This window comes from Pseudobutyrivibrio xylanivorans (assembly GCF_010906925.1).
Taxonomy (GTDB): domain Bacteria; phylum Bacillota; class Clostridia; order Lachnospirales; family Lachnospiraceae; genus Pseudobutyrivibrio.
In genome coordinates this window covers 1-13,332 of record NZ_VTVE01000004.1, presented here as the reverse complement: position 1 = coordinate 13,332, position 13,332 = coordinate 1, and the positions used below count along the sequence as shown (strand labels likewise).

General features: G+C 34.5%; 14 protein-coding genes. All 14 read right to left on the bottom strand.

The annotated features are described in order from the left end of the window. Window positions 1-2 precede the first annotated feature (2 nt). A complete protein-coding gene (locus F0Q01_RS11400; protein WP_090489535.1) occupies window positions 3-950 on the bottom strand; it encodes a hypothetical protein in 948 nt (315 codons plus the stop codon). Window positions 951-968: 18 nt separating this feature from the next. Beyond that, entirely contained in the window at window positions 969-1,895 is a 927-nt protein-coding gene (locus tag F0Q01_RS11395) for a leucine-rich repeat domain-containing protein (RefSeq protein ID WP_090489538.1), read from the bottom strand. Window positions 1,896-1,953: 58 nt separating this feature from the next. Further along, complete coding sequence (locus F0Q01_RS11390) at window positions 1,954-2,280, bottom strand: hypothetical protein (RefSeq protein WP_090489540.1); 327 nt, start codon at window positions 2,278-2,280, stop codon at window positions 1,954-1,956. Between the two features lie 34 nt (window positions 2,281-2,314). Continuing rightward, window positions 2,315-2,557 carry a hypothetical protein gene (locus F0Q01_RS11385; RefSeq protein ID WP_090489542.1) on the bottom strand — a complete coding sequence of 81 codons (243 nt, stop codon included), beginning with the start codon at window positions 2,555-2,557 and terminating at the stop codon, window positions 2,315-2,317. 354 nt (window positions 2,558-2,911) lie between these two features. Then, the gene (locus F0Q01_RS11380) at window positions 2,912-3,112 is read right to left on the bottom strand and encodes a hypothetical protein (protein ID WP_143096672.1); all 201 of its coding nucleotides are present in this window, start codon (window positions 3,110-3,112) and stop codon (window positions 2,912-2,914) included. An 87-nt stretch (window positions 3,113-3,199) separates the two neighbouring features. Further along, a complete protein-coding gene (locus F0Q01_RS11375; RefSeq protein ID WP_143096673.1) occupies window positions 3,200-3,397 on the bottom strand; it encodes a hypothetical protein in 198 nt (65 codons plus the stop codon). Between the two features lie 189 nt (window positions 3,398-3,586). Then, window positions 3,587-4,051, bottom strand: a complete 465-nt coding sequence (locus F0Q01_RS11370) for a hypothetical protein (protein WP_090489548.1) — start codon at window positions 4,049-4,051, stop codon at window positions 3,587-3,589. Between the two features lie 24 nt (window positions 4,052-4,075). Continuing rightward, window positions 4,076-4,699 (bottom strand): hypothetical protein, encoded by a 624-nt coding sequence (locus tag F0Q01_RS11365; protein ID WP_090489550.1) that lies wholly within the window; start codon window positions 4,697-4,699, stop codon window positions 4,076-4,078. Between the two features lie 135 nt (window positions 4,700-4,834). Next, a complete protein-coding gene (locus F0Q01_RS11360; RefSeq protein WP_090489552.1) occupies window positions 4,835-5,299 on the bottom strand; it encodes a hypothetical protein in 465 nt (154 codons plus the stop codon). Window positions 5,300-5,335: 36 nt separating this feature from the next. Beyond that, window positions 5,336-5,929, bottom strand: a complete 594-nt coding sequence (locus F0Q01_RS11355; RefSeq protein WP_090489554.1) for a hypothetical protein — start codon at window positions 5,927-5,929, stop codon at window positions 5,336-5,338. Window positions 5,930-6,128: 199 nt separating this feature from the next. Next, entirely contained in the window at window positions 6,129-6,593 is a 465-nt protein-coding gene (locus F0Q01_RS11350; protein ID WP_090489556.1) for a hypothetical protein, read from the bottom strand. Window positions 6,594-6,620: 27 nt separating this feature from the next. Further along, the gene (locus tag F0Q01_RS11345; protein ID WP_090489558.1) at window positions 6,621-8,477 is read right to left on the bottom strand and encodes an RHS repeat domain-containing protein; all 1,857 of its coding nucleotides are present in this window, start codon (window positions 8,475-8,477) and stop codon (window positions 6,621-6,623) included. 91 nt (window positions 8,478-8,568) lie between these two features. Continuing rightward, window positions 8,569-9,279 (bottom strand): hypothetical protein, encoded by a 711-nt coding sequence (locus tag F0Q01_RS11340; protein WP_090489560.1) that lies wholly within the window; start codon window positions 9,277-9,279, stop codon window positions 8,569-8,571. 25 nt (window positions 9,280-9,304) lie between these two features. Further along, window positions 9,305-13,332 (bottom strand): RHS repeat-associated core domain-containing protein (locus F0Q01_RS11335; protein ID WP_279279584.1); only part of this gene is annotated, 4,028 nt, incomplete at its 5' end.

Here is a 13,332-nt window from a genome sequence, read left to right as displayed (position 1 = left end):
TACTAAGAACTCCATTTCTCACGTTGTCTCCTAGAGAAATACACCATTGATACAACTAAAACGAAACTATAAAACGCAACTACTAACACCTTTATAATAAGGTCCTTTTTCTTTTCATATTCATCAGCATAATACGCATCTATATCAAAATTTTTTGGTTCGTCGATTATTTTTATGTTCTCAAACTCAACACCTGTCCATTCGCTCCTAGTCTCTTCTTCGATTCCAGTTTTAAAAAAATAAAAATCAAACGCTACATAATCCTGTATATCAAATGATATATCATCATATATTCCACTATACTGGCAAATTCTTTTCCCATCTAAAACTCTGATTACTACCTCATTTCCATTTATCTCTTTAACAATCCCCTGAAACTCTTGGTGCTTATGTCCTGTATATGGTTCCGTTGTCTCCATCACAGAATCCTCAATAACATAAGACGAATCTTCATATTTTTTATAGAATTCTTCCCGCTGCTCATCCGACAAATTGTATAAAAGTATCCTTGAATCTCCATAATAATCAGTCACTAAACTCTGCTGTTCAAGAAATATATCATTTATTTTTTTCGCTTCATCTAGCGAAATATTAAAATATGATTTTCCTAATTCACGCTCTGTAATTTCAGAAAATGTTTCTTCTATATTATCAGGCTTCATCAAAGCAAATACAGAAATGTAATTATCAAATAACTCGTTTCTGCTAAAATATGACTCTTCCAAATCTTCCAAGGAAGCATCAGAGTTTGTATATAAGTTATAACCAGATAAATACATCAGCAATCCAGGCTCATAAAATATAACATCATCCCCTTCTTTATGAGCATAGAATTGATACAAATATTCTTTTTGATATACTTCCTTTTTATTGTTTCTACTGAAGAAAAAACAACAACCTCCAATAACAATCGCCGCAATAAGTAATCCAACTATAAGTTTTCTATTCATAAAAAGCTATACCTATATCTATTCATCCTGATAAGTTATCTCCGAAGCTGCTACTTCAGTCTTCTCTCGCCACTCTTTTTCCTCTTCTTCAGTCATTGTTCTGAATTTCAGATTATTCTCTTTACAGTATTCTTCTACATATGAACCTGCTGGAGCCACAAACAATCCTGCAAAATATTGATAGTCATCTATAGCCCTAAAGTTTATTGCCTCGTCTCCAAAATACGCAACAACATTCTTCGGTATATATAAATATGCATCCGTAACTGTTTCTGGATAATATACATAACAAGTTTCTTTATCTTCAAAATATAAGTGACTACATTGCCTTATCCCTTTAGGAATAACAATGCAATCCTGTGGCCCATTATAAAAAAGTAAAATTCCATCTCCCACTATGTAATACTTATTATCAGCATGTTGCGTTTCAAAATTCGTATTATAAAATGCATCTAATCCTATATATTTAACTGATGTTGGTATCTTTACATCACTTACATTTTTACAAGACGCAAATGCATACACGCCTATTTCTGTTACTGATTCAGGTATAATAACTTTCTCTAAATTATAACACTTTTTAAATCTAGTATTAATTGAAGTAATACCCTGTTCAAATTCTACTTCATGTAAATTTGAACAATTATCAAATACGTATCCCTCCGACAATCCCATGGGAACAAAAATCTTTTTTATAATTGAATTATTATCATACACTCCACTCGTTAAACTCACGTTAAATGGACCTAAATGTGTCGGTACTTCTACATATTCATCTTCACCATGATATCCATCAATAACTATCCTAGTTTCTTCAAGGCTAAATCTGTAATGATAATCATCATGCCAAAACCCAATTGACAGTATCTTTATAAACAAAAGGCATACCACAGTTATCAGAAATAATACAATAAAAATCTTTTGTTTCCTTGATGTCTTAATCATCCTAATCCTCTTAAAATCATAATCATCTGTATGTGAACCAGGGGACGGGGTTAACCAATCATTTTCTATAATTATTCTTTGCGTTTTTTGACCATATCACTTGATCATTTAATAATTCAATTTTATCAGGGCAATTAATTATAGATATTTCCACCAAATCACCTATTTTCTTATCATAATCACCAGAAGCTTTATTTACTTTTGTGACTTTCATTGCACATGCGTAATAGTCCATATAATTAGGATCATCCTCATCTAAACAATTACAGCTTTCATACACCGTATCGATAGTCCCAATTAATTCTAATGATTGTTTTTCCCAGAAGATTTTTAGACTTGTCCCATTGGGATAAGACATAATACTTTTTATCATTTCATCTATCATTTTTTCTTAGCCAATCTTGTCTATGCGGTTACTTTTATTCAAAATAACCTTGTAAAATATTTATAAGTTCCAAAATCTCATCCCTATCCTTTTTCATGGAATCAGAATCAACTATTGATTCTAAAAACACCATTAATTCTCCAAAATATTCTGAACTGGTAGTGTATTTATTTGTGCTAAACCAGGTAAAATCCTTGTATAAACACTCATCTATCTCGTTTTTATCTCGTAGAAAAAGCAAAAAACTTGTTATATCCTTTATGTTGTCAAACTGCATATCTTCATCTCCCCAGTAAAATCAACTCGCTAAGTTCCTTGCTATTTTCGACAATAAAATCATCTATCCCTTGCTCTGTTATATCTATAATAATATTGTCTTCTATTATGCATTTAAAAGAATGTGTCAACACATCAACAAAACATATAGTGCTACCTTCATCACTTATATCATTAGCAACTTCAAATATTAGTTCTTTATTTATAAAATCTGCCCTATACGATTTAATATATATTTATCATGCATTGTCATAATCCCCCATGCCCGTCATAAATCTTGAGCGTTTCTATTTGATAATCCTTCAGAGGAAAACTCCTCATGTAATGCAGCTCTTGACTATACTGCCATATCTAATTATAAAAAATAATAAGCGATTTCCTTTAATAGTTCTAAATCACTTGTTTCATAATTCTGATTTTTATTTCTGTCAATTTCCGCTAGGATATATTTAACACTATCGTTGTCTTCATTAATCAATTTTATTAAATCAGATCTTTCAGGGATATATTTTTCAACTAACAAGGTCATCTTCCCTGCTAATTCCTCGTAATTCATTTGCATTATTTCTCCGATTATTATGAACCAAGGGGACGGGGGTAGTGGTCCATTAATACTATGTGCCTTTTAACTATCGGCTCTTTACTATGTGTGTTTCTTGTGAAGCCTAATCGTATATACGATAATAATAACAAGGCATATAAACCATATAACAAAGAATATAAATTCAAATGCTATATAACTGAGTAGTACATCTACAAATGCATTAAAACCATAAATCTTTTCATCACTGTTGAATCCATGATATGTTCCATTAAAAAATGCACTTATGCAATTCTTCATTACATAGGCCGCTGGGACAATCGTAACAATCCACAGTAAACCTTGAATTATTGTTTGAATTTTATTTTTCACTATTCCACCCCATCACTGTCATTTTTCTTCCAAAATATAATCTAAAAAGTTTTCTCTACATTCCTCAACTGTTTTTGGTTGCCCGTAATGAACCAAGGGGACGGAGTTATTGGTCCATTATTCTTCTTTATCGCATTTTTCCACGACGGCACATTTGGAATGCTCTAACCAAGTCACTTTCACATAATCGCCTTTTGAAATCCCTTTGTAGCTTTTAAGTGCATTTAACTCCAAAACAGTCTCCTCTGTTTCAACATCAATATATTTAGTCAAGCCAAATGGCGCACCACTAGTTACATTATTCACAATACTGCCATAACTGACATTATAAGTTTCCTCATTAATACTCTTTTTATCACGCAAGTTGGGCATTATTAATAAAACAAACGTCACAATTGTAAATACTATAAACCCAACTCTATATCCTATTATAATCTGATCTTTGTATTTACTATTACGGATTTTTTCATACCTATCAAACTCTGCTTTACTAGCGCATAAAATAATCGTTAGAAATAATATGCAGATAAAGCCCAATATACACAAGTAAAAATAAGTATTAAAAACATTTTGATAATCCATACTAATAGCCCTTAGCTTCACCCTCTATTTGTAGTAACAGTTATCTTTGTTCTCTTCTTCTATATTCTTTATTTTTACAACCACAAAAGAATATATATACACTGTAAATATCATAAATGCAATAGCAGCTATCAGGTCAATATGCGCAAACTGTTCTGGGCTTGAACCTTTCAAATGTTTTCTACTAAACAACAATGTAGCAGCTGCTACCGTCGAAATAATAGAGGTTTGAGTCGCGGTTGCGTTTTGTATGTTCTTTTTTGCATTGGATTTATTATATTTAAAAGATATAATCCATACGATGATTATAATAGGAAATATTAAGAATGAAAAAAGCCATGACTTCCCCATGACAAACAACTGACGTACAATATTACTATAGTAGCCAATAAAAGCAATCACCGTGGCTATCATTAATATAATCTGTAGCTTTTTCAAATCAAGTTTTGCCTTCTCTGTATATACTATCAGCACACACAGTAATGTCATGAGACCACACTGAATTGTCGGTAACACCTGATTCATATACAATTCCTCAACCTTATCTAATACTATTGACATAATAATATCCGGTACACATACAATAGCTAGCATTATGGTATATGCCTTTATTATTCCAACGTGTTTTCTTAAATCAGAATCAATCATTTAATCAAACTATCCTTTTACCCAATCTATTCCGTCAGAAACAACAGATTCTACTTTCTCCGCATTATCATAAACAAAATCTTTTGCATGCTGTCTAATAGTTTAATGAACCAAGGGGACGGGGTTAGTGATCCATTATTCCTCTTTATCGCATTTTTCCACGACTGCACTTTTGGAATGCTCTAACCAAGTCACTTTAACATCATCGCCTTCTAAAATTCCCTTATCTCTTTTTATTACATCAACTTCTAAAGTTTCTCCGTCAATTTCAATACGAAATAGTTTCTTCAATCCAAATGGTCCTTTATCTTCCGATATGTAAACTACCTCACCATAATCAACATTATACGTTTTATTATTAATACTTTTTTTATCACTCCCTAGTGGAACTACTGCTGTAAATAACCCCATTAATGTAACTGCGGTAAAGACAAGTCTATAACCCATAATAATCTGTTTTTTATACTTGCTGTTTCGGATCTTTTCGTACTTATCATAGCCTGATTTGCTTATCCACATAACAATTGTTGCTATTAACATTCCAAAGAATCCAACTATATTAAAATAAAAATAAAAATTAAAAATACTTTGATAATCCATACTAATACCCCTTAGCTTCACCATCTATTTGTGGTATTAGTTATCTTTATTCTCTTCTTCTATATTCTTTATTTTTACAACCACAAAAGAATAAAACCACACCATCATTAACATAAGAAAAATAGTACCAATCATCCAAATACATGCAAATTTTTCTGGACTTGAGTCTACAATATACTTTCTACCAAATAAAAATGACGCTGCTGCTATTGTTGAAATAATAGATGTTTGAGTTACTGTCGTTCCTTGAGTCGTTCCTTTTCTAGTGGAACGATTATATTTATAACATATAATCCAAGCAATAATTACGATTGGAAATGTTAATAATGAAAAAAGCAATGATATCCCCATAACAAATAACTGTCGAACAACAACAATATAGCTACCCGAAAAAACAATTACTGTAGCTACTGCTAAGATAATTTGTATTTTATTCACATCAAGTTTGCTCTTCTCAGCATATACCGAAAGCACACATAATAATGTCAAAAGTCCACATTGGACCATAGATATCTCTTGGTTTTTGTTCGACATTATTGACATGAAAATATCAGGTACACTTACAACAGCTAGCATAAAAATGTATAGCTTAATTAATCCCGCATATTTTTTTAAGCCTGAATCTATCATCTAATCAAACCATCCTTAGAAGCTACTGAAGTTAAGCAGTCCTTTATTGCCCCGTATTTTTCACGAGATATGTCGCATTCCAATTTCAAATATTGCAAAAAAGAAAACAGACATGCCTTCAAAAAACAGTGTCAACAATATTAATATCAAAGAAAACGAATCATCTTTAATGAACCAAGGGGACGGGGTTAGTGGTCCATTATTCCTCTTTATCGCATTTTTCCACGACTGCCTCTTTAGAATTTTCTAGCCAAGTTACTTTCACGTAATCACCTTTTAAAATTTTCTTATCTCGTTTTAATACATCAACTTCTAATATTTTCCCGTCAGTTTCGATACGAAATAGTTTTGTTAATCCATATGGTCCTCTATCTTTCGATATATAAACTACCTGACCATAATCAATATTATAAGTTTTATTATTAATACTTTTTTTATCACTCACTAAAGGAACTACTACTGTAAATAGCGCTATTATTGTAACTGCTGTAAAGACAAGTCTATAACCCAAAATAATCTGCTCTTTATACTTGCTATTTCGAATCTTTTCGTACTTGTCAAAGTCTGATTTGCTTTTCCACAAAACAATTGTTACTGTTAGCATCCCTAGGAAACCAACTAAAATCAAATAAAAATATAAATTAAAAATACTTTGATAATCCATACTAATATCCTCAACTTAAAATATTCGCTAATCATCTGAACATATTTCATCGGTAATCGAATTTAATATATTCATTCCTATATCGCTACTTCCATTCAGCCCAAATACCGCTCTTCCTATGTCATCCAATATATTTCCAATAGTCTGGCCGCCTGCATTTGAAGAATAATAAAGAGGATTAAAAATAGAGTTTATTCCATACTTTATTGAAGCAGGTGAGATTTCTAATCCAAGGTTTAGACCATCAAACATACCCCCAATAACTCCTGATCGAATAACATCAAATATCGAAATCCTTTCTCCCGAAAGAATGTTATTAGTTAATCCAGCTGCCATGCCTCCAAGTGCATTCGCGCCCTTCACATCAATATTCCCCACTGAACCTCCAACAGCTGCTGCTACATATACTTCTGGTGAAGATATTTTATTGTTAATAAAGACATCAGCTGCAAATTGTCCACCAAGTCCCATTGCAGTTCCTGCGGGATTAAGATATCCGGCTGTCAAACCTACTGATGTAAGCATCATTCCTTGCGCAAAAGCATCTTGTTTATCTCCTTCAGTAGTATATGCATTCACTGCTCCACAGGTCACGCTAGCTCCTGCAACAAATAATGCAGCTCCTGCGCCGCCTGTTGCAAGCGTTACACCCACAGCTGCTGCTGTAATAGCGATTTCCTTAGGATGTTCATATACAAATTTTCCTACTGCTTTTACTCCGTTTACTGTATCTTCTGCAAAATCTCCAATCGCTTTTTTGGCGCCACTTGCAGCATCACTAATCGCTTTTCCGGCATCACTTGCAGCATCACTAATCGCTTTTCCGGCATCACTTGCTTTATCGGCTACCCAGTCACAAGCGTTTTCTAACAATTCTGGCCAGTTGCCATCTCTATCTACTAATCCAAGTGGATTATTGAAACAGTAGCTATAGTTATTAAGGGTAAATGGAGCATGTGTGAATCCCTTTACCTTATCTCTAGACTCAAATCTACCTACCCTTGCATCATAGAATCTAGCCTGGGCAAACTTAAGGCCTGAGAATTCATCCTCCTGGTAGCCTGTGAAGGCAAATGGCTGAATGATGTTGCCATCTTTGGTATAGCCATGCTTTTGCTTGCCTGTTCTTGGGTCTATGTTTCTTCCAAAGTCATCAAAGGCATATGAGGATACTGCTACTCCATCTGTACCTGTTAGATACATTGGGCTTCCAAGCTCATCCTGAAGGTAGTAGAAGTTGCTTCCTTTCTTTGACATTGAAATTACATTTTTATCATAGACAAAGCTTTCTTTTTCTCCATTTACTGTGCGCTCTAAAAGGTTAAAGTAATCCTTTGATAAATCGCAGAGATATTCGATATGCTCTTCAGGTCTTGTTGTTTCTACTCTAAATCCAAGTCCATTATAAAGATCTTCCTGCTGACCTTTTACTGCATCAGTTACCTTTGACATCATTCCTGTTGCATCAAAAGTAAAGGTCTTATTTAAAACACCATCTACATACTCATTTGTCTGATTGCCTCTCTTATCATAGTCGTAGGTTTTGACAACAGACTGGTTGTTATTTAGTTCATTTACCTCAAGAAGTCTATCAAGCACATCGTAGCTATAAGTTGTACTTGTGTTTCCTTCTGTAAGAGATGTTCTATTTCCAAATGCATCGTACTGATACTCTGCCTTTATGGCACCATCAAGTGTGGACTTTATTAAGCGACCTATTGCATCATAGCTATACTCATATTTTCCTGATACAGCATCAAGCGCTCTTCTGTTTCTATTAATCTCAGAGATGTATCCGCTGTTATCGTATGTATAGAAGTATTTATCAAGTACACCTTCCTTATCTATACTTGTCATGCTTGCTATATTTCCACCTGGATCCATGGGGACGGGGTTAGTGGTCCATTATAGATTTGTCCATTTACTTGACTATGCTGCAATAGAGTCAATCACTGCGCTTCTTTTTGCTTGGCTACTATTTTTTAAAATACCCAAGAAATATATCAAGTAAACTAATATCTTTCCTATCATAGATTCCTTTAATAGTATTCAATGGATTAAAATATCTCTCCATAACTCTTCCGTATGAAGTGGTACTTATATGAACCAACAAGAGATCATTATCAGCCTCCTTTAAAGTTGCATTAGAATATATCCTTGCTATATATGTTGCAAAAGCTGCAGTAATTAATAATAAGTCCTCTTTTACCTCTTCAAAATCATAATTGAATGTTTCCGTAAGATATTGCCTAACCTCTTCCAGATACCCATCGTCATTCAAATTCCCACATTTTTCATTAAAATGCTGTGCCATAATTACGTACTCATCACGTAATCTGATTCTATCTGGAGTTTCAAATCGAGGAGCTACCGCATTTGCATCTAAATCTTCATATCCATGATTGTTTAAATAATCAGCGTAATACTTCATTGCAATTTCAAAAGATTCTTCATCATGATAAGTTGTCTCTATTTTTTTACCCATGATAAGCATCGTTAAATTGCCTTCCTTAATCACGTTTTCATATATATCAAATCCTTGAGCAACGCCATTCTTCTTTCTTCCGAATATAGCCAAATACTTTATCCCTAAACCACCTCTTATACTTTTGCATGTAAATCCATGTTTTTTGGCATCTTCTACTACTATCTTTTCAATTATCTTCTTTTTAGCCGAATTATTCATAGTGAATCTCCTTTTTCTTTTCTCACTATAGCACTGGAACAGGCATCATCCCATCCATAGGTAAACCCAAAAAGAACGAATCAAGAAAGTCTTGCGTCGGAGTGTTGTGCAACTCATAAGTATAGGTATATTCACCGTCCTCACAATAAAGCAAATCCTGCCCTGCATATGTCGACGATGCATCAGATGCTGTATTTATTCTATTCCATGCTACTAATGCTTGAATTAAAACTGTTGCAAACTTAACTTGTTTTACACGTTTCTCTAATTTTGATTCTAGCTCTTCTGACATAACTATTTGCTGATAATTATCTGGAATCTTCTCTTTTTCTACATATCTATAGAGAATAAGACCATCTCCATCAGCATAATACTGTATATACATTCCTGGATGAACTACAGATGGTGCATACATATTCTCAAAACTACAATCATAGCTTATTCCTGGAATAGCTCCTTCTACTCCCAATCGTAATTTATTATCATACGCATCATTATTTATTGCATTTACATAAGTCTCTATTTGGATCATCGCTAGCGCTCTTCTACTTCCATTAGCATATGTTACTGGTTTTATCTCATATACCTCAGCATCTAATCCATTCACCAAAATTATATCAGCCCTTCCAAATAGACCTGTGCCACAGAAAGAAGCTCCATCTATCCTATATTCAGTATATGCCCCCAACGTCTCACAAGCATATTCTTCGATTATCAAATGGGCTTCCGTGCCTTCCAATGGCGTATATATTATATTTCCTGTTGGATCAATATAGTTTAACGGTCTATTCTCTGAATATGAATATAAATTTTCTGTTTTACTATTATAGATATATATGAATCTCTCTTTATCTCTAGAAACAAACCTACCCACCTCAGCATCATAGTATCTTGCCTGAGCATAATAATTGCCAGTCATCTCATCCTGCTGATATCCTGTGAATGCTAGCGGCTGGATGATATTTCCACTTTTAGTGTAAGCAATTCCTTCATGCTTTCCACTTCCTGGATTAACAGTTCTACCGAATTCATCGTATGCAAAAGTTGAAACAGCGGCTCCGTCTGTTCCAGTCAGATACATACCAGTTCCAAGCTCATCTAACATGTAGAAATAGTCTTCTCCCGATTTTGACATTGATACTATATTGCTATCATATATGTATGATTCCGCCTCACCATTTACAGAACGCTCTAGCATGTTGTGGTAGTCCTTTGTTAAATCAAGGAGATACTCTATCTGCTCATCTGGCTTGCTTATAGCCACGCGTTTTCCCATACCGTTGTAGCTATAAATAGCCTCAACTTCTTTGCCACTTTCAACCTTTGAAAGCATATTCGTGGCATCAAATAAAAACCTCTTTTCTAATATTCCATTTTCAAATTCGGCTACCCTATTTCCTCTTCTATCATATTCATAAGAAATAGTCTTTGAGCTGTTTACTGTTTTAAGAAGCCTATCTATATTATCATAGCTATAGGTTGTTTCTTCTTCATCATCTATATATCTGCTTCGATTTCCAAATGCATCATATTCGTACTTACGAATAAGCTTGCCATCAAGACTTACATCTGTAAGCCTGTTTTCTAAATCATATCCATAAATATATTCGCCAGAAACATTCTCTAAATCTCTTCTAAATCGATTTACCTTAGTTCGATTACCTTTGTTGTCATATCCATAGGTATATCTATCCATAAGCCCATTTGAATCATACATTTCAAGAGACTTAAGAAGTCCTCCTACAAAGTAATCAAAGGTCTGTGCATTTCCATTTGGAAGAGTCTTTTTAATTAATCTACCATACGCATCATAATTATAGCTTGTCTTATCATCACCTGATACAAGCTCTGTGAGTCTAAGTTTATCATCATACCTGTAATCTACCTTTTTACCATCTGGGTAGACTATTGCTGTTCTTTCATTTAAACTACCGTAACCATAAGATACGGTCTTGTCATTATAGTCACTTACAGAAATAACTCTACCTAAGATATCTCTTTCAATTGAAGTCGTACCAAGCCAATCTGTAAACTCATCTAATCTGCCAAGTTCATCATAAGATAAAGCCACAGACTTTCCATCTGCATAGTCTACTCTTGTTACTCTTCCCAAATCATTGTAGCTATAGGCTGTAGAATAATTGTCTCTATCTACCTTTGTAACAAGTCTTCCATACTGGTCGTACTCATAGGTTTCCTTCTGACCTAAGGCGTCTGTTACCTCTGTAAGCTGGCCTGCTAGGTTATAAGAGTAGATTGTCACATGACCATCTTCTCCTACCTTTGGAAGTCTATCCTCTTTAGTCTCACTGGCATCAGCAAGTCCATCCACTCGATGGATACTCTTTAGATTATCAAGTGCATCGTATGTATAAACTGTCTCATTTGAAAGAGCATCTACTACACTTTTAAGGCGACCTGTAGCTGTGTAGGTATAGAGAGTATCTTTATCTGAATCTGATACCTTTGTTGCTCTTCCCATGGCATCATACTCGTATGATACCGCTCTTCCATCAGTTCCATTTACTTTTTCAATTCTACTTAAAGCATCGTAGCTATATGAGATTTCATAGCCATCAGCAAACGTTCTTTTAGAAACTCTCCCGGCAACATCGTAAGAAAGCTCTTGCTCTAGCTTGTCGCAAAAATAAATAGCTGTAAGCTTTCCGCCCCTTGTGTACTCAAATCTTCTTACTCTACTTGCTGCATCAGTGATTGTCTCTACATTTCCAAGCTTTGTATAGGTATAGCTTGTCTCATTTCCTAGAGGGTCTATCTCTTTTGTTACTCGTCCAAGGAGGTCGTATTCTCTAGTACTCTTATTTCCCAAAGTATCAGTTACTGAAGTAATAAGACCTGCCTCATCGTAAGTAAAGCTTCTAGTATGACCAAGGGCATCTGTCTCCTTTGTCACTCGATTCATCACATCATACTCAAGGGCTCTTACTTTTATATCCCCTATGTACTCAGCAACTACATTTCCATTTTTATCATAGTCATATCCCCTGGTTCTTCCCTCTGGGTCTGTGACTTTAGTAAGTCGCATAAGTGGGTCGTACTCATAAAGAATCACACCACCATTAGGCAAGCATACCTTTTCCTGCTTACCCATTACGTTATATTTAATTTCTGTAACTCGCCCTGCCTGATCTACTACTCTAGAGACTTTTCCCATGACATTTATGTCAAAAGTCCTCTTAGTCATATCTGGCTCTGTTACTGATGTGACCTTCCCCGCAGCATCGTATGTATAGATTCGCTCATTACCGAGAGCATCTACTGTCCTTGTGATTCTATCAGCACTATCGTACTCAAAGGTAGTTACTTCTCCACTAGGGCTTACTGTTTTGATGACACGATTAAGCTCATCATACTCATATGATGTCTTAACACCATCTGGGTCTTCTACCGTATTTACGTTACCTCTTTCATCATAAGAAAATAAAGTGGCTGCCCCATTTGCATTTTTTGCCTTCGCAAGGTTTCCATTTTTATAGATAAATCTATTAGTCTCATTAAGAGGATTTCTTATTTCAAAAAGCTTTCCATCTAAATCGTACTCATAGTGATACTCCTCGCCCTTGGCTCCCTTTACAGCAAGTGGCTTACCATCTGCTCTATAAGTAATACTGGTTTTATTTCTTAAAGCATCTACCACCTTTGTCAGATGGCCCTTATTATCATAAGAAAATCTTGTTGTATTTCCTCTTTTATCTGTATAGCTTGTCTTTTGATTTCTGTTGTTGTAAGTATATCTTTCCTCACCATCATAGTAGGTAGTCTTTGTATGACGACCTAGCTCATCATGGGTATAGATGACCTTATTTCCATTCTGCTCTGTAGCAGTGCAGGTCTTTTTTTCATCATCATACTCATAAGTCATAACAGTCTCATCAGGGAAGCTCTGCTTTACAGTACGTCCCTCGCTGTCATACTCATTTGTGATAGATGTAATTCCCTTTGGATTAATCACATCCTTTATTCTATTTTCACTATCGTATGTAAATCTTCTTGTAGCTTGATCTGGTTCTTTGATCTCTACAAGTCTTCTAT